Raw genomic sequence first — 23,236 nt, 5'->3', positions numbered from 1 at the left:
CATCCACGCAAAGTGCGTGTCATGGCTGCGACAGGGTTTCGCCGTGATGTGCACTGCATCGCACCAAGCGCCCCGTAGATTGACCCCCGCTCAGAACTGACAGAGAATTTGTGCAAAGCTTGGGCCTTGGCGTTCGGTAGTTACCGCATGGGGCTTGCCTGAAACCCCTAGGAGTTTTGTTTGTCAAACAACCGCGTCTTACAGCGACTGGGCCGCTTGGAAGCCATCTTGCAGTTGATGTTGGTGTTAGACCAAAGCCAAGGGCGTTCCAGCAATCTGGATGACTTGATGCTCAAGCTACACGAAGGCGTGATCCAACTCATGGATGCCCGTAACTTCTATCTGGCAGTCCTGAATGAGTCGCGCACCCATTACCGCTTTGCCTACTACTGTGACACGATGGACGACTTGGGCTACCCCCAAGCGGATTGGATTCCGATGGAGGGCAACACCTCGCTGACCGCATGGTTGTTGCGCAACGCAAAGCCCTTGATTCTGGAGGCCGACGATTTTCACAACGATGCCCCTGTAGACCCGACGCTCACCATGGTGGGTACACAGCCCGTGCATTGGATGGGCATGCCCTTGCTCAAAGACAGCAACTTGGCCGTAGGGGCCATGGTGGTGCAAAGTTATGACCCCGAGCGCCTGTACAGCGAAGAAGACCAGGCCGTGTTTCAGATGCTGGCGAACGTGGTGGCAGGTTCGGTGTCGCGTTTGCAAACGCAGGCTTTGCTAGAGCGTGCGGTTGCCCAGCGCACGCAAGCCTTGGAGGCAGAGATTGCCGAGCGGCGCCGCTCTGAGACCTTGCAACGGGCCTTGTTTGAAGTTTCAGCACTCTCTGGCGCCGGGGGTACGCAACTGGCGCAGTACGCCCAGCTCCACAGCATCATTGGCCGCCTGATACCTGCGCCTAATTTCTACGTGGCCTTGCTGGAGCCTCAGAGCGACAGCTTTCACATGGCCTATTTTGTGGACAGCGCCGAGCCTGACCTTGACCCTACGGGGCGTCACTTTCCCTTGGGCAATGGACTGACCGCCCGTGTCCTGCGTTCCGACAAAGCCCAGTTGTTGAGCCGCGCTGCGGTCGATGCGTTGATCCTGACCGGTGAGCTCGACACGGTGCGGGGCAACAACACCTTTGTGCAATGGATGGGCGTGCCCCTGGTGATAGAGGGAGCAACCATAGGTGCCATCGTGGTGCAGAGCTACGACGAACAGGTGACGTACGGACAGGCCGATGTCGAACTCATGATTTTTGTAGCCCGACACGTGTCTGACACCTTGGCCACCTTGCGAACCCATGAGGCCTTGGTGAACTCGCAGCAAGAGCTGGTGCGGCGCAATACCTTGCTGAGCAACGCCTTGGAGAATCTGAGCACTGCGCAAGCGGAATTGGTGCGCACGGCCAAAATGTCCGCCTTGGGTTCTTTGGTGGCGGGGGTGGCGCATGAGCTCAATACGCCGCTGGGCATTAGTCTCTTGGTCGCCAGTGGCATTGAAGAACAAACCCATGCGTTTTCTGCAGAAATGCAAAAAGGCCTGACCCGTAGCGCCCTGAACGCCTTTGTGTTGAGCACCCAAGAAAGCGCAGATGTGCTCATGCGCAGCTTACGCCGAGCGGCGGACTTGGTATCGAGCTTCAAGCAAGTGGCCGTTGACCAAACCAGCGAGAAGCGCCGCCAGTTCAGCTTACAAGACACCGTGGCAGAGCTCTTAAGAACCTTGGGACCCAGCATTCGGTCCAGCACCCACACCGTGGACAGTGAAATTGAACCGCAACTGCAACTGGAGAGTTACCCCGGCGCTTTGGGCCAAGTGCTGACCAACTTGATCATGAACACGTTTAGGCACGCGTTTGAAGGGCGCACCCAAGGGGCGGTGCATATCCATGCCAAGCCCTATGGGCACAACAAAGTCGAGCTCACGGTGCGCGATAACGGCCATGGCATACCTGCCGCTCATTTAGACCGCGTGTTCGACCCATTCTTCACCACCAAACTAGGTCAGGGCGGCAGCGGCTTGGGGCTCAACATTGTTTTTAATTTGGTGCAAGACGTGCTGGGTGGAACGATACAGGTGGAGAGCCTAGAGGGCCAAGGCACGTGCTTTACGCTGGTATTGCCCTTGGTGGCTCCTAAGGGCGGTGCCGTGGCCACTGGCTAGCCTTGCAAAACCTTGGCAAACACTGCCGCGTCCACGTTGCCACCACACAAGGTCGTGCCCACCACCAAGCCTTTGAGGCTGCTGCGCTCTTGCATGGCGGCGGCAAAGCTGGCCGCACCAGCGCCTTCGGCCACGTTGTGGGTGTCGATGTAAATGTGGCGCATGGCTTGGGCCACCTCGTCGTCGCTCACCTTCACCACGTGGTCTAAGTGCTGCGCCAAGATGTCCAGTGACACTTGGTCTGCAATGCGGCAGGCCATGCCGTCGGCCAGCTGGGTGGTCACCGGGGCTTCCACCACGCGGCCAGCGGCCAATGAGTCGGCATACGTGGTGGCATGGGCGCTTACCACGCCCACAATCTTCGCCTGGTGGCCCAGTGCCAGTTTGGCCGCAATGGCAGAGCAGGCGCCCGAGCCCTGGCCAATGGGAACGTACACCACATCGAGCTGCGGCACGGCCTTGAAGTATTCCCACCATGCGGTCGCTACGCCGCGCAGCAAGGCGGGGTGAAAGCTGGGCACCATGTGCGCGCCTGTTTCCTTGGCCAGGGCGATGGCGTATTCGCGGCTTTCTTGAAAGTCGTCGCCATACTCTTGCAGCTCTAAGCCCAAGGCACGCATGGCTGCGTTCTTCTCGACCGAGTTGCCCCGCGGCACCACGATGCGGCAGGGCACGCCGTAGCTGCGCGCCGCCCAGCCCACGCTTTGCCCATGGTTGCCCCGTGTGGCGCTGATGACCGCGCTGGGTAGCGCTTGGTTCTTGGCCAGTTCTTCAAAGTAGGTCAAGCCGCCGCGTATCTTGAAAGCACCGACGGGCGTGTGGTTCTCATGCTTGACCCAGCAGTCGGTGCCCAGCCGCTCGCTGAGCAAGGCCCAGCGGTATTGGGGCGTGGCTTGAAACTCCCGGTAAACCACCTGGGCGGCGGATTCAATCTCGGACAGCGTTGGCAAAAGGTTCATACAAGCTCGCAGAAAAGTGACACAGAGGGACGCGACACCCGTGTGCATATCACACGGGTGCTTGCGCAGGAAAACGGTGGCACGGCGCCTTAGCGCCAAGCCCGATGGAGGTTTAGATCAGCACCTGGCCTTGGATGCAGCTGACGGTCTCACCGCCCACCCACACCTGGCCTTCGCGGTCTTGGTCGATAAACACCTGACCATCGCGGCCAATGCAGCGCCCTTGGGCTGCGACATAGCTGCTGGGGGCCAAGCCATCGGCAATCAGCCACTGGGCCAAGCTGGCGTTAAAGCTGCCAGTAATCGGGTCTTCGCCCACACCAATGCCGGGTGCAAAGAACCGCACTTCAACGGTTGGCTCTGGTTCGGCGGGCACTGCCGCTTGTGCGCTTGTGCCAAAGGCGCGCGCCTCGCGGTTCTTGCGCGCTATCAAAGGTGTAGCTGTCTGCGCAGGTTCTACGGCGGCTACACCTACGCCAGACACGACTTCTGCTAGCAAGTTGAGATTGGGCTCCAGGTCCAGCACCGTCTCGCGACTGTCTAACAAGAGGCCTAGCCAGGTGGGGCCGTTGTTGAGCAGTTGCGCGCCCAACAGCTGCTCTTGGCGCACGCCCAAGGCCTCGCATACTTTGCGCAATATCGTCGGCTCTGGCGTGCTGCGTTTGAGTGGCGGTGCAGCAAACGCAAGGCGCTTGCCTGTGCGCCGCAGGCGCACCAAGCCCACCGCGCACTCTTGCACGATGTCGTCTCCCACGTGCTGGGCACCCGCGTTTTGCAACCACGCGTGGCAGCTGCCCAAAGTGGGGTGGCCAGCAAAGGGCAACTCGTTGGCAGGTGTGAAGATGCGCACCCGGTAGTGCGCCTCAGGCTGGGTTGGGGGCAACAAAAACGCCGTCTCCGACACGTTTGTCCAGCGCGCAAAGCTTTGCATCTGTGCGTCACTCAAGCCCGTGCCGTCCAGCACCACGGCCAGCGGGTTGCCCATGTAGGCCTGGTGGGTGAACACATCCACTTGGGTGAAAGGGCGTTGGCGGGGGGAAGTCATGGACGAGGGCCTTTGGAATTAAGACAAGGGGAGATCTAGCACGCCGCGCGTGGCGGGGCGCGCCAACAGGCTGGCGTACCAACGCTCTACGTTAGGAAGTGTGGGGCGTGCTTGTGGCAAGTTGAACCAGCGGTGGATCTCGCAGCCCAGCGGAATGTCGGCCATGGTGAAGTGCTCGCCCGCCATGTAGGTCTGCTGGGCCAAGTGCGCATCCAATAGGGCCAAGAGTGGTTCTGTGGCCGCCACAGATTGCGCAATGACGGCGTGGTCGCGCTGGTCTTCGGGCGTGCGTATCCATTGCACAAAAGCGCCGCCGCCGGCGCGGTTGAAGGTGGTTTGCTGCCAGTCCATCCAGCGCTCAGCATCAAAGCGCTGCGCCAGGTCGGTGGGGTACAGGGCTGCGCTCCCGTACTTGGCACACAGGTAGCGCACGATGACGTTGGACTCCCACAGCACCAGCTCGCCGTCTTCCAAGGTGGGAACCAAGGCATTGGGGTTGAGGCTGCGGTAGGCCGCTGTGTTGACAATGCCAAAGGCACGGCCCGCGTCGGTGCGCTCAAAGGGCGCGCCGGTTTCTTGCATGGCCCAGACCGCTTTGCGTACATTGAGCGAGCTCAGTCGCCCCCAAATTTTGACCATGGTGCAGTTCCTTGAGGGGTGGGTGCTTAGGCCTTGGCCAAGCTGTGGCGGTACACATCCAGCGCTTTGGCCAGCGCTGCAACGCCCCGGTGGATTTCGTCCACGCTGGGTGTCACAAACGACAAGCGCAGGGTGCGCGGGTCGCCATGCGCTGCGTAAAACGGCGCGCCTGGCACAAAGGCCACGCCTTGGTCTACGGCCAGCGGCAGCAGGTCTACCGCGTTCATGCCTTTGGGCAGGCGTGCCCACAAAAACATGCCACCGGCGGGGGTGTTCCAGGTGAGGCTGTCGTCGGCCTCGCCTTGCGGGAAGTTGTGGCTGAGCGCCTGCAACATGGCGTCGCGCTGGGCTTTGTAGAGCGCGCGGATGGTGGGCACATGGCGGTCCAAAAAGCCGCCTTGCATGACCTGGGTGATCAGCCGCTGGTTAAAGCCCGGGCTGTGCAAATCAGCCGCCTGCTTGGCCTGCAGCAGCTTGGGGAACACTGCCTTGGGCGCCACGATAAAGCCCATGCGCAGGCCCGGCGCCAGCACCTTGGAGAACGAGCCCAGGTAGATGCCGCCATCCGGGTTGCGCGCAGTCAGCGGGGCGGGGGGCGGGGTGTCAAACCACAGGTCGCCATAGGGGTTGTCTTCCATGATGGGCAGGCCTGTTGCTTGGGCCGCGGCGCTCAGTGCGCTGCGCCCGGCTTCGCTCATGGTGCGGCCTGTGGGGTTTTGGAAGTTGGGCAAGCAGTACAAAAAGCGGGCTCCGGCTGCCTTGGCTTTCAGGTCGGCAATGTCCACGCCGTTGGCATCGTTCTCTACGCTCACCACCTCGGGTTCCATGGGCATAAAAGCCATCACAGCGCCCAGGTAGGTGGGCGACTCCACCAGCACGCGGCTGCCCGCGTCGATCAAAATTTTGGCAACCAAGTCCAAGCCTTGCTGGGATCCGGTGGTGATCATCACTTGGGCGGGGTCTACCTTCCAAGGCGTACCGGCTGCAGCGGCTTGGCGGCCCAGGTCATGGGCCACCATCTCGCGCAAGGGGCCATAGCCTTCGCTGGCCGCATATTGCAGGGCACCTGCGGGGTCGTCTTTCAAAACGGCTGCGCATGCTGCCTCAAACTCCGCCACCGGAAAAGTCTTGGGCGAGGGCAGTCCCCCCGCAAAGCTGATGATGCCGGGCCGCTCGGTCACCTTCAGGATTTCGCGAATTACGGATGGGTTCATCTTGGCGGCACGTGCGGCCAGCGTCCATTGGGTCATGGGAGTCCTCTCAAATAAGTACGCATAGGATACTGCGCGGGGCTGGCAACTTGGGCAACGCTTGTGTGGGCATGGCTTTCACTTTATAGTGAATAACAGCACACTAGCAGTACAGTCTTTGGCAACATGGCATGAACTGTATCGCTGTGTGTAACAGTACAAGCCCTTTCTACCCAGCCCACCCCCATGCTTTTGAAAAACAGCGCCCAAACCCTGACCACCCAACTGGCCGCCCGGTTTGGCCAGCGCATCCGTGACCGTTTGTTGGCTCCCGGCGCGCGCCTACCCTCGGTGCGCCTGTGCGCCCAGCAGCAAAAGGTGAGCCCGTCCACCGTGGTGGGGGCGTATGACATGCTGCTGGCGCAAGGCTTAGTGGAGGCACGCAAGAACCGAGGTTTCTATGTGCGAGAAGGGCAAAATAGTGCTCTGACGCCCATGGATACTGCGCAAGCAGCTATCAAAAGTGCAGCAAACGCCAAAGGCGGCATGGCAGAGCTGCCCCCGCCCGTGGCACCAGTGAATGCCACGGCCTTGATTCGCAGCATGTTCCACGGCGTGAGCGACAAGCCCCAGCCCGGCGCAGGCGTGCTGCCGACCGAGTGGCTGCAAAACACCTTCTTGGCCAGCGCGCTGCGCCAGCACTGCAGCGTGCAGGCCATCAACAGCATGTCGCTGCAGTACGGCGAGCCAGCGGGTGACCTGGGCCTGCGCCGGGCTTTGTCGAACCGCCTTGCCCACATCGCGCTGCATGTCGCGCCTGAGCACATCATCACCACCTTGGGCGCTACCCACGCGCTGGACTTGGTGAGCCGTACCTTGCTGCGCACCGGCGACTACGTGATGGTGGAAGAGCCGGGCTGGGCTGTGGAGTTTGCGCGGCTTAACGCCTTGGGCATGCGCATCTTGCCCGTGCCCCGGCGCGCGGATGGGCCTGACCTGGAGGTGATGGCGCGCTACTGCGCGGCGTATGCGCCCAAGCTGTTCGTGAGCGTGAGCGTGCTGCACAACCCCACCGGCTTTAGCCTGAGCCCCGGCAGCGCCTACCGCGTGTTGCAGCTGGCCAATCAGCATAACTTTCATGTGCTGGAGGACGACACCTACTCCCACTTTGCACCCGAGCATGCCACTCGCCTGTGTGCCTTAGACGGCCTGCAGCGCACCATCTACGTGAGTGGCTTTTCCAAAATACTGGCGCCCAATTGGCGTGTGGGCTATATGGCTGCACCCAAGGCGCTGGCCGAGGCACTGCTAGACACCAAGCTGCTCACCACGCTTACCACCCCCGCTTTGCTGGAGAAAGCCGTGGCGTGGTGCATAGACCAAGGCCAACTGCGCCGCCATGCGGAGCGCGTGCGCACCCGCATGGATGCCGCACGCGCGCGCAGCGTCAAGCTCGCGGTGGCGCACGGTTGCACCCTAGCGGCAGAACCTGCCGGCATGTTTGGCTGGGTTGACACGGGCGTAGACACAGATGTGCTGGCCCAGCGCATGTTGGACATGGGCTACCTGCTTGCCCCCGGTGCCCTGTTCCACGCCACCCGACAAGCCAGCAGCCTCATGCGCATCAACTTCGCCACCACCCAAGAAGCCCAGTTCTGGGCCAGCTTTGCCAAGCTGCGGGATGAGCAGCGGTAATGGCCTATGGCTGTCACCATGCAGACGCGTCGTCTCGCAAGTTACCATTGGCGCACAGACCCATGCGCCGTTCATCAGGTCCTCACATTCACGCGAAAGAACACCACATGCAGGTTTTGATTGCGGGCACGGGAAAGCTCGCCACCGAGTTACTCCAACAGTTGCAATCCACGCGCGAATGCCGCATTGCTCCATGGCGCACCGATATGGCAGCCCAGGGCCGCGCCATCGTGATTCACGCTGGGTCTGGGCGAGAAATCGACCGCATTGCTAACTTCTGCGAACGCACGGCATCCGTGCTGGTTGAGCTTGCCACGGGCTCTGCGTTGGAAGATTCCACGCCCCACTTTCCGGTCGTCATGTGCCCGAACACCAACATCCTCATGCTGAAGTTCATGTGCATGTTGGAGCGTTCAGGTTCGCTGTTCGAAGGCAGTGACATCCGCATCATCGAGTCCCATCAGTCGTCCAAAACATCGGTGCCCGGCACAGCGGTTTCTATGGCCGACTCACTGGGCGTCAGCGCAGCCGAGATCACTTCCATAAGGAGTGCATCACAGCAAGCGGCAGAGTGTGGCATTCCGCAAGAACACCTTGCACGCCATGCCTTCCACCGCATTGAGATTCAAGACGGGCCATGCACCATCGCCATGGAAACGCGCGTCTACGGCGAATCGCCGTATGCCAACGGAGTGCAACAAATCATCACGGCCATTGGGCAAAGGGTGTTGCAGGCGCGAAGGTACTCCATCAACGAATTCATCGAAAACGGCTGGCTGTGATGCAGGCAAGTCAGACTTCTGGTGTGCCGCGATTCACACGGGTCAGCTATCTCGTGTTTGAACTTGCAGCGCGGGCCTTGCGGAAGTCGACAAGGGAAACGCAGGCCTTGAATGTGAGCAGGGTTGTACGAGGTGATCGTCACGCTGACGGTTGACCATTGAAAACGCTTGTCGATCAGCCATTCATTGCCAAACATTCATCGCACCGTTTTTCGATGCGTTGAAACACGGTGACAGCCGCACTACAGGCGTCTTCAATTTGATCCTCGGGGCACGCCATGTCTGCAAACTTCAAAAATGCCTGCCAACGGGTAAAAGTGTGTTCGCCATACCCTGAAAAAAAGCGCATCGGCAAGCTGTTGTAGGGTCCTGTGGACACTATCCGCTGGATGGCCTGGCCGCCCAGAGTGGAGCCCTCCAGGGGGTACAGCATGCCAATCAAGGCGCCTGCGTTTTTTGGAGGTGGCAAAGAGGCAAATGAAGTGCTCGGCATGAGTCCAAGGTCCTTCAAGTCTGATTCCAGCGCAGTACGTTTCAATCGCTCGCGGTAATCAAAACCCGCCTCGACAGCGGCCGCGCAGACGGCGTTTTCCAGCGGAACGTAGATGCCGTGCAAGGCATGCAAGGCGTTTCCATACGCTTTAGGTGTCAATCCCCCTCTGACCAGCGGCATGAGCAAAGGATGGTGATCGAGCGCATGGTGTGGTGCGCGGGTTGCTTCGCGCAAACGTGCGTGCAGCGAACCCATTACAACCAACGCAGAAGGCCGTTGCGAAACTTGCTGGCTACCAATCTATTTTCGTGGTTCCAGTTTCGGCAAAACCCATGCTTGACTTCCACCCAACGCTCAAACGAACGTCTGGGCGACAGTGCCACGGCACCTGCCTTCTCGCTGACAGGCTTGCTGGGGTTACCAGCCCATGCAATCTCTTGGACCTCCGCTGGACGAAACCAGTAAAAGCGCAGCCAACCGGAGCGGGGCGATCGCGCTTTGATTGCCATGAATCCTGCCGCATCTGCAAAAATCAAGTGACTGTCGGGAAAAATGTCAGTGATATGGTGGGTTGAAAACAAAGGTTCCTTGCACTGGTTTGAGAACCAGTCATCCAGTAGTCCCATGGTTTCCAGACTAGGCGCGTCGCCGGTGATCGCAACATGGCTACCCACGGCGAACGCAAAACCACTGGCGTCGAGCACGTGCATCAGGCGCTCCGAGTGCATTTCAATACCATCCAGCGGGTCCTCAGACTCCGAAACCAATTGCAAGATCTCATCGGTTTTGTGGTCGAGGCTGTCGAGCAATTGCAAGCGGCGTGTGGAGGTATACGAGCTGATTCCCATGGCATAGGTGGACGTGAGCGCTACGCATGCCGCACGCTGATCGGGAGTGAGCGTTGTAGGTGTTCCATGGTGGCAGGCCACCAACCCCCACAATTGCCCCCCGACTTTGATAGGCACTGAAAACGAGGCTGCAACCCCCATGTTGCGCAGATACTCAAGGTGAACGGGCGAGACGCTACGCAGGTCCGACAAGGACAGATCCGGTGGCGCGTCCTGTAGGCCCAAGATGGGGACGGACTCGGCATGCACATCGGGAATCATGCGTGACGCATTGTTCAAATACAGGTTGCGCGCAATGGCCGGAATGTCGCTTGCAGGAAAGCGCAGTCCCAGGTAAGCGCCATCCCCTGGCTCTGCCGCTTCGGCAATCACCTCGCCTACCCAGTCCTCCTGAAACCGATAGATCATGCAGCGTCTGAACCCGCTGATGGCACGAATGCCCGCCAACAACTGGGCGTGGTACTCCTCCATTTGCTGCGGTGTGGAGGGCACGCCCATCAAGGGGCGTTGGTGTGCATGAAACGACAGGGCATCCTTTGCGGTAAGTCCTGTTTCAAATTCGACCACCACCCCTGCGGCAGTACGAATGAGCTTGGCGTCTATACGGGTGGTGCCGTCGTGCACCACATTGATCAATGCCAACATGCTGCCTTGCGCGCTTGCCAGTTTGTCCAAGGTGCCAGCAGGTAGCCATTCGAGGGAATCCACCGATCGGCCCAGGACATCTGCTGGAGCGACATGCATGAAACGCGCCAAGTTTGCACTGGCATGGCTTACCGTCATTGTTGCGGTGTCTAGGCGCAGCAGCGCACCAAAAGCTTGTATCGCACCGGACAGATGCAATTCTTCAGACTCGCAGCCTTGAATCAATCGGGCGTATTCGACGTTGTCATTGAGCATGTAGAAGTCTTTCCACTACTTTATCGCTGTCGTTTTCAGGAGCATGGAAAAAGCATCGACTTGCAAGGGGCGGTGGTACAGATAGCCCTGTGCAACTACACAGCGTTCCTCACGCAGTACCTGAGACTGTTCAACGGTCTCCACGCCTTCAGCGACTACACGCAACCCCAACGAATGCGCCATAGTGATCACTGTACGTGCCACGGCCCGGTCATCTTGCTCTGTGGCAATGCCATCCACAAAGCTGCGGTCAATTTTGAGCTCATCTACTGGGAATTTCCGCAGATAGGCCAAGGACGAATACCCCGTGCCAAAGTCGTCCACACTCAGCGTAAGACCCAATTTCTTGAGCGCTAGAAGCATGGCGCGCATGACCTCGGGGCGTTCCATCAACGAACTCTCAGTCAGTTCAATGCCAATGCTCTCGGCAGGCAAGCCGGACTGTGAAAGCCATGTCGCCACGTTTTCAACAAACTTCGGTTCACGCAGTTGGTGGGTCGAAACGTTGATGGCTACTTTAGGCACTGCCAGCCCTGCCGCCCGCCAGGAGGCTATCTGTGCCAACACCATTGCAAATACTTGGTCGCCAATAGCCACCATAAGACCGCTGGCTTCCGCAATGGGAATGAACTGTCCGGGCGAGATATCGCCCAATGTGGGGTCGCTCCAGCGCAAAAGCGCCTCCGCGCCGACCAGTTCGCCGGTGTTCATGTCCACCTTGGGCTGGTACACCATGCGAAAGCGCTTGGCGTCACTGGCCATGCGCAGGCCGGTCTCCAAGGTCAAGCGTTGCAAGGCAAGAACCTTCATTTCTTCCTCAAAGAACTGAAACTGATTGCGCCCTCTTTCCTTCGCACGGTACATGGCAGTATCGGCGCTCTTGAGAAGATTAACGCTATCCACCCCGTCGTCCGGATACATGCTGATGCCGATGCTGGCAGTAACAAACAAGCTTTGCTCATTCGCGCGGAATGGTGCCGCAAGCAAGCTGACAATGCGTTGGGCAATGGCGTTGACTTCAGGAAGTGTGATGTCGCCAAGAACCGCCACGAATTCATCGCCACCCAAACGCGCCAGGGTGTCCGAGTCTCTGACACAGTGGTGGAGTCGCTCGGTCGCTTGCACTAACAGTAGATCGCCGACGTCATGGCCCAACGTGTCGTTGATGTTCTTAAAGTTATCCAGGTCCACGAAAAGCACGGCTAACTTCTTCCTTTGTCGCTTCGCATTGGAAATCGCGTGCTTGAGCCGGTCCACCAACAAACTGCGATTGGGGAGCCCCGTCAATTCATCGTGGGTTGCTAAAAATTCGATGCGCCTCTGAGAACTTTGGATGGCTTTGATGTCGCTGAAGATCGAGACGTAATTCACAATGCCATGGTTTTCATCGCGCACGGAATTGATGGTCAACCACTCAGCGGCAACTTCACCGTTTTTGCGGCAATTGAATATTTCACCTTGCCAAGATCCCCGCTCGTTCAAGCTGCGCCACATCTCCGCATAAAAATCCGGGGAGTGCTGGCCAGACTTCAAAATACTGGGCTTCTTCCCTATGACGTCCGCCAAGGCATAGCCGGTGATATGTGTGAAGGCGTCGTTGACAGTGATGATGGTCGCCGATGCGTCGGTAATCACAATGGCTTCTCCAGCGCGATCAAACACTTTGGCAGCCAGTCGCAATTGCTCGTCGGCGTGGTGTTTGCGACTGATGTCGTTGGCCTGCAAACACACAGAACGTACCGCACCACTGCGGTCAAACACGGGGAAACGCACACTTTCCAGCCACACCGCCCCATTGGCCAAGGGCACTTTGTCGACCGATTCGACCGCATCAAGTTGTCGCATCGCATCAAAATCGTGGTCACGCAATGCGTCGGCGATATCCTTTCCGAATACCTGATGGTCGGTTTTTCCAATGACCGCGTCGGCACCCAAGTTGAAAATTTCTTCAAAACGCTGGTTCACAAATTCATAGCGACCGGACGTATCCTTGAGCGTCACCACCGATACGGAGTGATTCATGATCGCCAGCAAACGTTCCTGACTTTCTGATATTTGCTGCTGCGCATCGATCAATTCTGTGTTGTCCACGACGACCAGAACGACCCCTTGTGACATTCCAACGGGACTCAAAACAGGCGTAACGAACACCTGGTACCGCCGGTCTTCATGTGCCGTCGGGAAAGCTTCCTTTTTTCCAGTCCTTAGGGCCTCGGACAAGCGCTTGTCGATGCCGTCAAGGTAGTTAGGAAATTTGAGTCTTCCAAATGGCTGACCTACCGCGGTGAAAGCCAAGTCGTAACTGCGGACGGCCGAACCGTTCAGTCGGCGTAAACAGAGGTTTGTGTCGAACACAACGATCGGAAAATCAATGGTGTTGTACACACCCTCGAACTCGACGTTAACAGCGGCAAGTTCGGTGGTTTTTGCCTGGCTCTCGTCGTTGACGCTTACGAGCTCTTCGTTAGTTGCCTGCAACTCTTCATTGGATGCCTCTAGTTCCTCGTTGCTTGCCTGAAGCTCTTCGTTGGACGCTTGTACTTCTTCATTCAAAGCCTGCATTTCTTCATTGGAGGCGGCAATTTCCTCCATCAGAGCCTGCAGATGCTCTCGCGTGGATGCCAATTCGAGGGCATCCTCATTCTCACGACTTTGCGTTAGCCTATCGCTCGTGCCGTTGTGCGTTGGTTTGTCTTTTGAATCCAAAGTCGCGGGCTGAAAGTGAACCAAAAACAAGTCCTTATTCACTTCGTCGGCAGCAGGGACGATCGCCAGGCGCCACATGGCCCCGTTGAGCGAAGCGATGCGCCGATTGCGGCTATAGGCGGGTGAATGCTTGCGTTGTGCGCGGTGCAGGGTAATCAACACCTCAGACGCCAACTCAGGTGCAATCAGCGCGGCCAGATTCAAATCCGGTGCACCCGTAGGGAAATGAATCAATTGCCCCACATTGCCATGGCTGTGAAGGATACGGCAACTGGTGTCAATCAATACGGCTGGCCCGAACTGTTCTGCCAGCGTACGCAAGAACATGCGCTCGTAGGGGGTCCCCGCAGCCATCGCTGGCGTGGGTGAGTTGCGCAGGCTTCCGCGCAGCGTCTTACCCATAGACACCGGGTGACTTTCACCCCGTGATCTGAATATGCGGGCTCTGCGGTCGACCACCGAAAACAAGCCTTCCTGCTGTCTGACCGTTTCTGACCGGCCGAGGAATAGCAAACCGTCGTCACGCAATGCGTAGCGGATGATCGACAACACCTTGGCTTGTAGTTCGGGCTTGAAATAGATCATCACGTTGCGGCAGGTGACCAAATCCATCCGCAAAAAAGGCGGGTCACTGGTGATGTCCTGTCTGGCGAAGGTCACGCAGTCCCGCAAGGCTTTGACGGGTTCAAAGCCATTGCCGCTGCGTGTGAAATAGCGATCTACCAAGTCCGCAGGCATTTCCTCCATCGAGTTTCGGTTGTATATGCCGCGTCGGGCGATGGCCAGTGCGTCGTTATCAATATCTGTGGCGTAGACCTGCAGGCTAAGCTGCTTGTCGCTCTTGGACAGTAGTTCCAGGAACATGACACCCAACGAGTACGCTTCTTCGCCGGTGGCGCAGGCAACCACCCAGATCCGCAGCCTTTCACCCGCTTGCTTTTTGTCAATGATCTCCCGCGCGGAGTGCTCCAGCGCATCAAATGCCTCTTTATCGCGGTAAAACTCGGTGACAGAAATCAGGGCTTCCTTGGCTAGAGCGTCGAGTTCCTCTGGGTGCTCATCGGTGTAGGCCAGGTAGTCAGCCAGTGTTTCACGCCCAGTGCTAGCCATTCGACGTTGCAGACGCCGCTGCACGGTGGCAAGCTTGTAGCGGGAGAAATCAATTTTGGTGCGCTGACGCACCCGCTCAAACAAGTCTGAAAACTCTGCGGGGCGTTGCTCTGTGTTTTCGAATTCCGATGGGTTGCTGGGGAATTGCACCAGCCGCTCCAGCTCGCGCCCCATCTGCTCCGGAGAAAGTATGTGGTCTGCGACACGGGCATCAATTGCCGAACGCGGCATGCCCTCGTACTTCGCAGTTTCCGGCATTTGTACAAAGGTAACGCCGCCTGCAGACTTTATGGCCCGCAAGCCTTTAGTGCCATCTGAACCCGTGCCCGAAAGGATGATCCCTACCGCTCGTTCCTCAAATTCTTCCGCCATGGACTGAAACAGCAAATTCACAGATGGCTTGGGGGCAACTTCAGGTGATGGCGTGGATAGGAGAAATTGCCCCTGTGCAAACACCATATTTCTGCCGGGCGGAATGATGTAAATCACATCAGGCACAGGAGTTTCTTCTTCCACAATTTCCCGGACAGGCAACGTGGTTTCTCTTGCGAGAATTTCGGCCATCATGCTGCGGTGCGTCGGTGACATGTGCTGCGCAATGACGTACACACATCCCAATTTCTGTGGCAAGCCGGCCACCAATTGACTCAAGGCTTCAAGTCCGCCCGCCGAGGAACCGATGGCGACGACCAGCGCATTAGAGCTGGCGCTAGGTTTATCAATAATGCTTGTTTGCAAGATCATCATTTAAGCCTGTCCCTGACTTTAATCAATAAATGATAGTAGTTTTTGTATCAAAAAGCCTGAAAGCGAGCCCCAGCGTGGCAGAACAGCATGTGACAACGCAGGAGCACGTTGCCAACACCACTTCAAAACTCAGCCGACGCGTAATCGGATGACCTTGCTTGGTTGGCCATTTTGCTTGCCGCCTATGCTGAGCCGCACCGCAAGTACCAAACGACGCAGCACCTTGCCGAATGCCTGCAACTCTTTGATGGCGTGCGTGCGTTGGCGCAAGCGCAAAGCGATTCTGTGTACGTGTCTATCATTGATCCATGCAAGTCCAACTAGAGACCCCCAAGCAAGCGGTGGTCATTGCGCTGATCGCGGAGCTTGATGCTTACCAAGACAGCCTTTACCCCCCTGAGGCGCGCTATGCGCTGGACCTTACCGCTTTAGAGCAAGACAACGTGCTGTTTGCCGTGGCCCGTAATGCGGACGGGCACGCCATGGGGTGTGGCGCTGTGGTTCTGGATGGTGACGCAGGCGAGCTCAAGCGCATGTTTGTCCACCCCACCGCGCGTGCGCAGGGCGTAGCGGCGCAGGTGTTGGCTAAGTTGTCCATGGCGCAGAGCTATCGGGGCCAAGCTCGACGAAAAGCGCCATCGGTGCGTTACTGCACAGCGTGGCTGGCCTAAAACTGCGGGGCAAAAAGACCATAAAGGCGCCCGCTAAGTCGCTAGGGTGCTCGCTCGCTATGGGCTAATTTCGGAGTCGGATGCGATGTCTAGGTGCTGCACAAGTGTTGAATTGTCCCCAGCGAAGTCCAGCGTTGCCAACGCACCGTTCACGAGGGACATTTGTGGCGACAGGTGGCCAATGTCCAGGTCGTAGAGTACGGGACATGGCAGGTCGCCAAGGGCACTGCGCAATGCATCGAGGTAGGAAAATGCATAGTGGGTATTTGCGTCGGGAGCGGCGCTGCGCCCCAGCAAGATGCCTTGCACGCCGTTAAACCAGCCATGCAGGCGCAGGCTGTGCAGGGCACGCGCGAGGTCAAAGGGCTTGAGTTCTGTGTTTTCTAGGTAGACGATGGCACCGTCTTGCCCTGCATGGGCAATGAACTGCGGCACCTTGGCATAACGGGTGCCAGCGATGCGGGGCAGGGTGTCTAAGCAGCCGCCTATCAAGCGCCCCTGCAGGCACATTGGCGTGGCCATGCCATCTAGCCGCTTCCATTGCGTGGCTTCGTGGGGCACCAGTCCTGCCGCTGGATCAGCCCGCAAGTCTGCGCCTACCCGCTGAAAAGCGGCGGAGGGGGCTTGGGTGATGGCCGTACCCAAGGGTGTCGCCAAAACCTCCCAAAGGGCGGCAGTGGTGCTGTCTAGCGTGTCTGCTGCAAGCTGCATGAGGTTCGGACCATGCAGCGTGGCCCAGCCGGACAGCGTGGTGAGCGGCAGGTGCAGGGTGCTCAGGTCAGAAAATCCTGAGAACCACTTAGCGGGGTGCGCGGCCAGGGCAGCAAAGTCGATGAGGTCTAGCAGTTCGATGGCCAGCTCGCCGCCCCAGGGCGGCATGACCGCGGCCACGTTGGGGTCTGTCAAAAGCTGCATGAGTTCGGCCGCGCGCGCTTGCGGGGTTGCGCTGCTGCCCTTGCGTTGCTGGCGCAGACATGCGCCTTCTACCACCCGATAGCCCCGCTGCTGTAGTTGGGCGATTGCCAAGTCTAGGCGAGGGTGCAGCGCTGGGCTGACCCCTGAGGAAGGGGCTGTGATGGCAATCAAGTCGCCAGGGACCAGTGGCTTGGGAAAACGAATGTTCATGGGTAGTGGTTGGCTTGACACTTCAACGATAAGTCGCCGCCTCAATGCTGATGGGTGAACCGGCGCCGCATGCCGATGGGGTCACAATGCTAATTCAAACCGAAGGGGTACCGATGCACATCAAAGGCCAATGCCACTGCGGCAACATTGCATTCGTGCTGAACTGGGCACCGGAGCCCACGGTCATCCCGGCGCGACGAGCGAAGAACGGGATAGCGGACGTGCACTTTGCTGAGAAGCTTGCATAAGGTGGATAGCTTTGTAGAATGACTTTGGTTCTTGGTCGCGTCTTTTCATCAACCCATGATTGGTCCTTTATGAACGCACTCAAACTGTCTGCAGTTGCGCTGGCACTTCTTCCCGTTCTCGGTTTTTCTCAAACCTTGGGCAACATCGCAATCCCCGGCAAGAACCAATGGCTGTTTTATGGGGTGGAGTTTTCTGACGCCAGTTCTACAGAAAAAACGGCAGAGTCTGCGGCCTTGATTGCGGGAATCAATGCGCAGCTCAGAGACAATGGGGTGTCGATGCTGGTGTCATTGGCACCGATCAAGGCGCGAATTTTCAAACAACACCTGCCCGATGACAAGGCGCTCACGCCTTACCTTGAGTCCAACTACAAGCGGCTGTTAGACGTCTTGACTGCCAAGGGTGTTGCTGCAGCTGATATCAACTCAGTGTTTATCGCCAGTACACAGCCTCCAGATTCAGCCCTGTACTACCGCCTCGATAGCCACTGGTCCCAACGGGGTGCCTTGTTGGCGGCGGAGACCATCAAGAAAGAAGTGGATAACCGCGCAGATTTGAAAGCAGCCATCGCCGGACTACCTCCGCTGACCATGAAGTTGGTAGAGCAAAAAAGAGCGCGCCCCTCCAAGGCGCGTGACTTGACGCAGCTCATGTCTGCGGAAGAAGGCGCGAAGTATGAGTCGGAAAACTTCATCCCAATTTTGTTCCAGCGCGCAGCCGGTACTGCCACTCTCACAGGCGCTGAAGAAGTCCCCAAAATCGTCTTGGTGGGTAGCAGCTATTCGCAAGAGTGGACAGGCTTTGCAGATTCCCTGCGCTATCACTTGCAAAGAGATGTGGGCAATTACAGTCTTGATGCGTCTATTGGCCAGTGGGTGAGCTTTTTGCGCTATTTGCAGAGCGATGCCTTTCAAGCTACCCCTCCCAAGCTCATCGTATGGGAAGTGCCTGAGCGCGATATGGTGGCGCCCCCTGACTTCAAGTTCCGTGATGCCCGATACCAAATGAATGCCACCGACTGGACCCTGGGAGCTACTGCTTGGGTGCAACGCAACTGCCAAGCTGGGGTTGGTACTGTCAAGGGCGTGAGTGCAAGTGCGAAAGACGCCAAAGCATCTGGGCTGGGGGGCATCAAGGTGAGCAACGCAGCTGCGGATGCCAGTGTGGAGTTTGATGTGGCGAACGCAAGCAAAGGTGCTGACTATTTGGATGCGCGGTTGTCATCGGCCACGGACCAAGTGCTGTCGATTGAAGTGAGTGCAGGCAAAAAGATCAAGTTACCTACCCTGGCGCTGGCTGGTGATGGGCAGCCGCACGTCATTCGCATACCGCTTACGTCGAGTGAAGGCGTGGTCACCAAAGCCAAGATTACTTTGTCTGCCGCTACCGCTAGCTTTGAAGTGGCGGGCCTGCGCGTGTGCCAACACAAACCCACTGCACTGTAGGCTTAGCTTTTTTGGGCGAGCGCACGTAGCAAGGCGCGATTGACTTCCTCGGTACTCAGTCCGTGCGCTTTACAGAGTTCGCGCACCAGCTTTGCTGACCCTGACTCCTGTGCACTGGCAATGGCGAGCCACGGCGCATAGGGACCGGCTTGGCCTAGGAGGGCCGACACAATCCGCCCCGTTAGCGGTAGGCGCTGAATAGCGGGTCCCAGCGGCTCACCCAGCAGCAGGTCGACCTGCGACAAGACCCCACACAAAAAGACCTCACGGCGCAGGTCTTCTTCCATGCCTGCATCGGCCAGTTGCGCCATGGTGCGTGCACGTACGACCATGCTGGAACGTATGGGATTGAGGTTGGCTTCGTTGCTGGCGTGCGGCAGTTGCGCCATAAGCCAGTTGCGGGTTTGGGCATAGCCCATGGCCATGAGGGCATGGCGCACACTGTCCATCTCACGTGGCAAGCCCACCGCCACCGAGTTGGCGTAACGTAAGTAGCGGTAGGTCAGCAGCGGTTCATGGCCCAGTTGGCGCTCCAGCGAGTCGAGCGAGGCATCGGCATCAATGGCTTGCACCATCGCCATGACCAGCGCATGCGCGGGTTGAATTTGCTTGAAACGGTAACCGTGGAGCACTTCGTCGGTAGGCCAGCCTACGACGCCTAATGCACCTTGGTGGTCTAGCGCGTGGTCTACCAATGCAGCGCTGGCCAAACCTTCGTACAGGGCGCCTGGGTGCACGGGGCTGGCACGTGAGGCTTGCGCACCCACGCGCGTACTTTGATGCTGGTGCAATGAGGTGCGTAAGGCGACCAAGGCCTCTTGGTGGGTCAGGGCGCGCACAGCGGTGTGCAGACTGCGCAGCACATCGGGCGTGGGGGACTGGCCTGGCTCGCCGCTCCACACCACGGGTACACCACGTTGCCCCGCTTGGCGGGCTTGGGCCGCAAATCGCGCGTCTTGCAGCCACTGGTGGGGGGCTTCAATCCAGAGCCCCGGTACGGGGGCTTGGCTGAGTAGCTCGAACAGCAGCGCGGCGTTAGCGGGTCGCACCAAGAGCGCGCCTTGCTTTGCGGGCCACAGCTCGGACAGTGCTGCAAGCAGGTGGGCCCCACTCAGCGCGATGTCGCGGTTGGGCTCTACCAGAAGGCGCACGCCAGCGCACTGTCGCCATTGGTTCCAAATGGCTTCATATGCCAGCGTGACGCTGCCCAATACGGAGCCGGTAGACATAGGGCCTAGCTGATGAAGTTAAAGAGGGACAGCTTTTGAATCTGTGCGTACGACTGCAGCGCGGCTTGGTAGCCGGTTTGCTGGTTCTGGAATTTGGACAAGCCGTCAATCATGTCCAAGTCCTCGGCGCGCGATCGATCGCCTTCCAGTTGAATGCTGCGCTTGCTTTGGTCGTCCGTGATGCGGTCCGCGCGGTTGAGCAGATCGCCCGCTTGGCCGCGCACGGCCGATACTTTGGCCATGCCGATGTCAATATTGGCCAAGGCTTGGGCTACCGCCTGGTTGGCTGCATTGGCGTTGGGGGCACCGCCTATGTCGCGCACAGCATCGTCCAGCACGCTAAACAGGCTGGCCTTGGGTGTCACGGTCACCGTGTCGCCCACAGCTGGTTTGCCGTTGATGCTGAAGCTAAGCCCAGGAATGCTGGTAACGGCGAACTTCACAGGACCAGCGCTGGGGTAGTCTGGTACCACCGCGCCGGTAATGGGCGTGAAGGGGGGCGTGGCGAACGGTGCAAGTTCGACCACGTCGTAGGTCGCGGTACTGGTACCCGGTGTGGCACCTGGCACCACAGCGGTGATGTTGACTTGGTACTTAGACCCGGTGACCAGCGAGGAGTTTGTGATGCTCACCGTGTCGGTCAGCAGGGTGCGTGGTGGGGCAATCGTGCTGACACTGAGGTTGAACGATCCGTCGCGCTGCGCTTGGTTCATGAACGCCGTGTCGCCGTCCAAGGTGTAAGGGATGCTCACCTCGCCGCTGGCAAGTTGTCCGGGCAGGCCTTGGTAGGTGTAGTCTGGCGAGGTGGGTAGCGGCCCCACAAAGGGGGCGAGCGCGCTGCCCAGTGCGCCAAACAAGGGCAGACCATTAGTGTCTTTGCGGTTGGCGAGTGACACCACTTGGTCGCGCAGTCCGGTGATTTGCAGCGCAAAGGTCTTGCGCTCTGCCGCAGTGTTGGCACCATTGCCCGCATTGACCACCAACTCACGGATGCCTTGCAAGGCGCTGGTGATGTCGCCCAAGGTGCTTTCGGCGGCCGCAATGGCGTTGCGTTGGGACTCTAAGGCCCGTTGGTCACTTTGGATGCGTGCCAGGCGGGTCTGTGCGCGCTCGGCTTGTGCTGCGCCGGTGGGGTCATCGCTGGCGCGCACTATTTTTTTGCCGGAGGTCAGGTTTTCTTGCAAGTTGGACACATTGGTTTGCCGGGTGGATAGATTGCGCAAAGCGCCGTCAAACGCATTGGCGGAACCTAGTCGGCTAGTGAATGCCATGGTGGAGTCTCCTTAGCGTGTTCAACGGGCCATCGTCTGGATCAAAGTGTCAAACACGCTTTGCGCGATCTGAATCACCTTGGCCGAAGCCTGGTAGGCCTGCTGGTACTGAATGAGTTTGCCCGCTTCTTCATCCAAGTTCACACCAGAAACCGCGGTGCGGTTGGTTTCCAGATTGGCGGCAATCGTGGTGGACACCTGGGCCGCGTAAGCTGCACTTTGGGTGCGAATGCCCAGCTGCGAAATCAACCCGGCATAACCGTCTGTTAGCGCAGAGCCGTCAAACATGGGCTTATCGCGCAAGGCCATCATGGCGCTCGCGTTGCCTGCATTGAGCTTGGGGTATTGGTTAGGGCCTACCGTGAAGGTGTCACCGAGCTTGGGTGAACCTTGCAACACCAAGCTCCACTCGCTCAGAGGCGCGGTGGCGGGGTAGGTACCTTCAATGGCTTGGCCTGCCGTGTAGGTGTGGGAAAACGGGGTGGCGGGCGTTGGATCGTCACTACGGGTATAGGACGTGGGGCTGGTAAAGGTCAGTGTGACCGGCGTTGCCGATACAGGGTTGCTACGGGCGACCAGTGAGGTCTGCTGCATGCTGCCGGTATTGCCCGTGCCCATACGGCCCGAGACCGGGCTGGCGACTGCCAAAGCCGCCGGCGTAGAAAACGCACTGGTGATCGTGCCTGCCGATGTGCTGAAAGGCTTGAGCAAATACCGGTCTCCGTTGGCAGGCGTGCCGGAGGGGATGGAAATGTTCAGGCCGTCAATCGTGACGGGGTTGGTCGTGCCAAAGTCAAAGGTGCTGACTTTTCCGTCTGAGCGCCGTGTGATGGACCCCGTGGTCCCCGATGTGAACTGCAGCATGTAGTCAGAGGCCACAAACTTGCTTACATCTGCAATGGCCAGCGCCAAGGCGCCGGTACCTGTGTTGAGCGTAGCGGGTGCGGCTGGTATGCGAATGTTGCTAGTGCCAAAAGTCGCCGGTGTGAACAGATTGCCACCCGCCGCACCATTGAGGTCCAAGCCCAGTTTGTGCTGGTCATTCATGGCCGTGCTAACAGCCAAGGTCATGCGCCCCAGCAGGTTACGCCCTTCCGTGAGGTCAGTGTTTTGAAAACGCAGCAAGCCAGAAATTTCGCCGCCGCCCAGCGTGTTCTCATCCAACGTAAAGCTTTGCCCATTGCGGCTGATGGCGATCTTGCTTTTCGTGATGTCGCCAAACTCGTCAGCCACGATGGCGATGGGTGTCGACTGCACACCGAGTACAAGCGCTTGGCTTCCTCCTATGAACAGGTTGAGCCCCCCGTCTTGCGATGCAATTCCCGTGGTTTGCACGTACTGGTTGATCTCGCGCACCAGTTGATCGCGGCGGTCTAGCAAATCGTTTGGCGACTGGCCATTGCCATTGATTTTGATGATTTCATGGTTCACCTCCGCTACGCTTTGGGCCAAGGTGTTGATGGTCGCTACTTTTTGTGTGAGGGCCTGTGCAAGGCCTTGCTGCAGATCGTCAATTTTCAAAGAGCTTGAGCGCATGCGGGCGGCTGCTTCGTCCACTCGGGTGAGTGCCACGGTGCGAGCGGTCAAGTCGGTGGGTGCGCTGGCCACATCGGCGAAGGCGTTGAGCATCTCATTGACGGATGCACCCAAACCGCCACTGCCGCCTTCGAACAAACCTTCCAGTTGTTTCAGGTACTCAGAACGCGTAACGTCCGCCGCTTTGACGGAGCCCGCCAAGGTGGATTGACGGGTTAAAAATTCGTTCAAGTTCCGCTGAATGGTGACGACACTGACACCATAGCCAATGTAACCAGCCCCCGTGAACTGGCCCTCCACGGTCTCCATGATCACGGACTGGCGAGAGTAGCCAACCGTGTTGACGTTGGAGATGTTGTTGCCCGCTGTCTGCAATGCCAGCTGGTTGGCCTGCAGTGCGCGAACCCCAATGTTTAGGATGCCCATGGTG

General features: G+C 58.5%; 16 protein-coding genes. 5 read left to right on the top strand and 11 right to left on the bottom strand.

Translation table 11 applies throughout. From position 1 onward, the window contains the following. The first annotated feature begins 180 nt into the window (after positions 1 to 180). Entirely contained in the window at positions 181 to 2,166 is a 1,986-nt protein-coding gene (locus tag EXZ61_RS19275) for a GAF domain-containing sensor histidine kinase (protein ID WP_142813471.1), read from the top strand. On the opposite strand, the gene EXZ61_RS19270 is transcribed toward EXZ61_RS19275, so the two are convergent. From EXZ61_RS19270 to EXZ61_RS19255, 4 genes are all read right to left on the bottom strand, one after another. Next, positions 2,163 to 3,125, bottom strand: a complete 963-nt coding sequence (locus EXZ61_RS19270) for a threonine dehydratase (protein ID WP_142813468.1) — start codon at positions 3,123 to 3,125, stop codon at positions 2,163 to 2,165. The two genes, EXZ61_RS19275 and EXZ61_RS19270, sit on opposite strands and share 4 nt — an antisense overlap. Positions 3,126 to 3,237: 112 nt before the next feature. Beyond that, a complete protein-coding gene (locus EXZ61_RS19265) occupies positions 3,238 to 4,170 on the bottom strand; it encodes a PhzF family phenazine biosynthesis protein (RefSeq protein ID WP_142813466.1) in 933 nt (310 codons plus the stop codon). An 18-nt stretch (positions 4,171 to 4,188) separates the two neighbouring features. Continuing rightward, positions 4,189 to 4,809 (bottom strand): glutathione S-transferase family protein, encoded by a 621-nt coding sequence (locus EXZ61_RS19260; RefSeq protein ID WP_142813464.1) that lies wholly within the window; start codon positions 4,807 to 4,809, stop codon positions 4,189 to 4,191. A gap of 26 nt (positions 4,810 to 4,835) precedes the next feature. Further along, the gene (locus tag EXZ61_RS19255) at positions 4,836 to 6,059 is read right to left on the bottom strand and encodes an aminotransferase-like domain-containing protein (protein WP_142813462.1); all 1,224 of its coding nucleotides are present in this window, start codon (positions 6,057 to 6,059) and stop codon (positions 4,836 to 4,838) included. A gap of 186 nt (positions 6,060 to 6,245) precedes the next feature. Between EXZ61_RS19255 and EXZ61_RS19250 the strand changes: the two genes are divergently transcribed. Beyond that, the gene (locus EXZ61_RS19250; protein WP_142813460.1) at positions 6,246 to 7,694 is read left to right on the top strand and encodes an aminotransferase-like domain-containing protein; all 1,449 of its coding nucleotides are present in this window, start codon (positions 6,246 to 6,248) and stop codon (positions 7,692 to 7,694) included. A 107-nt stretch (positions 7,695 to 7,801) separates the two neighbouring features. Further along, positions 7,802 to 8,476 (top strand): dihydrodipicolinate reductase C-terminal domain-containing protein, encoded by a 675-nt coding sequence (locus tag EXZ61_RS19245; protein WP_142813458.1) that lies wholly within the window; start codon positions 7,802 to 7,804, stop codon positions 8,474 to 8,476. A 175-nt stretch (positions 8,477 to 8,651) separates the two neighbouring features. Here EXZ61_RS19245 and EXZ61_RS19240 read toward each other — a convergent pair whose 3' ends face one another. The 3 genes from EXZ61_RS19240 to EXZ61_RS19230 are packed head-to-tail and all read right to left on the bottom strand — an operon-like array spanning position 8,652 to position 15,280. After that, positions 8,652 to 9,224, bottom strand: coding sequence for a biliverdin-producing heme oxygenase (locus tag EXZ61_RS19240; protein ID WP_142813456.1), 573 nt, complete (start codon positions 9,222 to 9,224; stop codon positions 8,652 to 8,654). Next, positions 9,224 to 10,717, bottom strand: a complete 1,494-nt coding sequence (locus EXZ61_RS19235) for a GAF domain-containing protein (protein ID WP_142813454.1) — start codon at positions 10,715 to 10,717, stop codon at positions 9,224 to 9,226. The genes EXZ61_RS19240 and EXZ61_RS19235 overlap by 1 nt, the downstream gene beginning before the upstream one ends. A 15-nt stretch (positions 10,718 to 10,732) precedes the next feature. Continuing rightward, the gene (locus EXZ61_RS19230; RefSeq protein ID WP_201799091.1) at positions 10,733 to 15,280 is read right to left on the bottom strand and encodes an EAL domain-containing protein; all 4,548 of its coding nucleotides are present in this window, start codon (positions 15,278 to 15,280) and stop codon (positions 10,733 to 10,735) included. A 308-nt stretch (positions 15,281 to 15,588) separates the two neighbouring features. Here EXZ61_RS19230 and EXZ61_RS19225 point away from each other — a divergent pair, with 308 nt between their 5' ends. Next, a complete protein-coding gene (locus EXZ61_RS19225; protein ID WP_142813452.1) occupies positions 15,589 to 15,951 on the top strand; it encodes a GNAT family N-acetyltransferase in 363 nt (120 codons plus the stop codon). A gap of 57 nt (positions 15,952 to 16,008) precedes the next feature. On the opposite strand, the gene EXZ61_RS19220 is transcribed toward EXZ61_RS19225, so the two are convergent. Further along, the gene (locus EXZ61_RS19220; protein ID WP_142813450.1) at positions 16,009 to 17,076 is read right to left on the bottom strand and encodes a S66 family peptidase; all 1,068 of its coding nucleotides are present in this window, start codon (positions 17,074 to 17,076) and stop codon (positions 16,009 to 16,011) included. Positions 17,077 to 17,393: 317 nt separating this feature from the next. Between EXZ61_RS19220 and EXZ61_RS19215 the strand changes: the two genes are divergently transcribed. Then, positions 17,394 to 18,770, top strand: a complete 1,377-nt coding sequence (locus tag EXZ61_RS19215; protein ID WP_168224824.1) for an alginate O-acetyltransferase AlgX-related protein — start codon at positions 17,394 to 17,396, stop codon at positions 18,768 to 18,770. Between the two features lie 2 nt (positions 18,771 to 18,772). Here the strand turns inward: EXZ61_RS19215 and EXZ61_RS19210 are convergent, their stop codons facing one another. The 3 genes from EXZ61_RS19210 to flgK are packed head-to-tail and all read right to left on the bottom strand — an operon-like array spanning position 18,773 to position 23,232. Beyond that, the gene (locus EXZ61_RS19210; RefSeq protein WP_142813446.1) at positions 18,773 to 19,999 is read right to left on the bottom strand and encodes an HDOD domain-containing protein; all 1,227 of its coding nucleotides are present in this window, start codon (positions 19,997 to 19,999) and stop codon (positions 18,773 to 18,775) included. A 5-nt stretch (positions 20,000 to 20,004) separates the two neighbouring features. Then, positions 20,005 to 21,270 carry a flagellar hook-associated protein FlgL gene (flgL, locus tag EXZ61_RS19205; protein WP_142813444.1) on the bottom strand — a complete coding sequence of 422 codons (1,266 nt, stop codon included), beginning with the start codon at positions 21,268 to 21,270 and terminating at the stop codon, positions 20,005 to 20,007. A gap of 21 nt (positions 21,271 to 21,291) precedes the next feature. Beyond that, the gene (gene flgK, locus EXZ61_RS19200; RefSeq protein ID WP_142813442.1) at positions 21,292 to 23,232 is read right to left on the bottom strand and encodes a flagellar hook-associated protein FlgK; all 1,941 of its coding nucleotides are present in this window, start codon (positions 23,230 to 23,232) and stop codon (positions 21,292 to 21,294) included. Positions 23,233 to 23,236: the final 4 nt, after the last annotated feature.

This window comes from Rhodoferax aquaticus, assembly GCF_006974105.1.
Taxonomy (GTDB): Bacteria; Pseudomonadota; Gammaproteobacteria; order Burkholderiales; family Burkholderiaceae_C; genus Allorhodoferax; species Allorhodoferax aquaticus_A.
The sequence above is the reverse complement of the archived record's forward strand: the minus strand, read 5'-3'. Positions and strand labels throughout refer to the sequence as shown.

What these genes read in the sequence shown, in the direction of transcription:
- EXZ61_RS19265 (WP_142813466.1), bottom strand. Translation starts at nt 4,170, where the DNA reads ATGACTTCCCCCCGCCAACGCCCTTTCACCCAAGTGGATGTGTTCACC.
- EXZ61_RS19235 (WP_142813454.1), bottom strand. Translation starts at nt 10,717, where the DNA reads ATGCTCAATGACAACGTCGAATACGCCCGATTGATTCAAGGCTGCGAG.
- flgK (WP_142813442.1), bottom strand. Translation starts at nt 23,232, where the DNA reads ATGGGCATCCTAAACATTGGGGTTCGCGCACTGCAGGCCAACCAGCTG.
- EXZ61_RS19210 (WP_142813446.1), bottom strand. Translation starts at nt 19,999, where the DNA reads ATGTCTACCGGCTCCGTATTGGGCAGCGTCACGCTGGCATATGAAGCC.
- EXZ61_RS19260 (WP_142813464.1), bottom strand. Translation starts at nt 4,809, where the DNA reads ATGGTCAAAATTTGGGGGCGACTGAGCTCGCTCAATGTACGCAAAGCG.
- EXZ61_RS19215 (WP_168224824.1), top strand. Translation starts at nt 17,394, where the DNA reads ATGAACGCACTCAAACTGTCTGCAGTTGCGCTGGCACTTCTTCCCGTT.
- EXZ61_RS19250 (WP_142813460.1), top strand. Translation starts at nt 6,246, where the DNA reads ATGCTTTTGAAAAACAGCGCCCAAACCCTGACCACCCAACTGGCCGCC.
- EXZ61_RS19245 (WP_142813458.1), top strand. Translation starts at nt 7,802, where the DNA reads ATGCAGGTTTTGATTGCGGGCACGGGAAAGCTCGCCACCGAGTTACTC.
- EXZ61_RS19220 (WP_142813450.1), bottom strand. Translation starts at nt 17,076, where the DNA reads ATGAACATTCGTTTTCCCAAGCCACTGGTCCCTGGCGACTTGATTGCC.
- EXZ61_RS19270 (WP_142813468.1), bottom strand. Translation starts at nt 3,125, where the DNA reads ATGAACCTTTTGCCAACGCTGTCCGAGATTGAATCCGCCGCCCAGGTG.
- EXZ61_RS19225 (WP_142813452.1), top strand. Translation starts at nt 15,589, where the DNA reads ATGCAAGTCCAACTAGAGACCCCCAAGCAAGCGGTGGTCATTGCGCTG.
- EXZ61_RS19255 (WP_142813462.1), bottom strand. Translation starts at nt 6,059, where the DNA reads ATGACCCAATGGACGCTGGCCGCACGTGCCGCCAAGATGAACCCATCC.
- EXZ61_RS19240 (WP_142813456.1), bottom strand. Translation starts at nt 9,224, where the DNA reads ATGGGTTCGCTGCACGCACGTTTGCGCGAAGCAACCCGCGCACCACAC.
- flgL (WP_142813444.1), bottom strand. Translation starts at nt 21,270, where the DNA reads ATGGCATTCACTAGCCGACTAGGTTCCGCCAATGCGTTTGACGGCGCT.
- EXZ61_RS19230 (WP_201799091.1), bottom strand. Translation starts at nt 15,280, where the DNA reads ATGATGATCTTGCAAACAAGCATTATTGATAAACCTAGCGCCAGCTCT.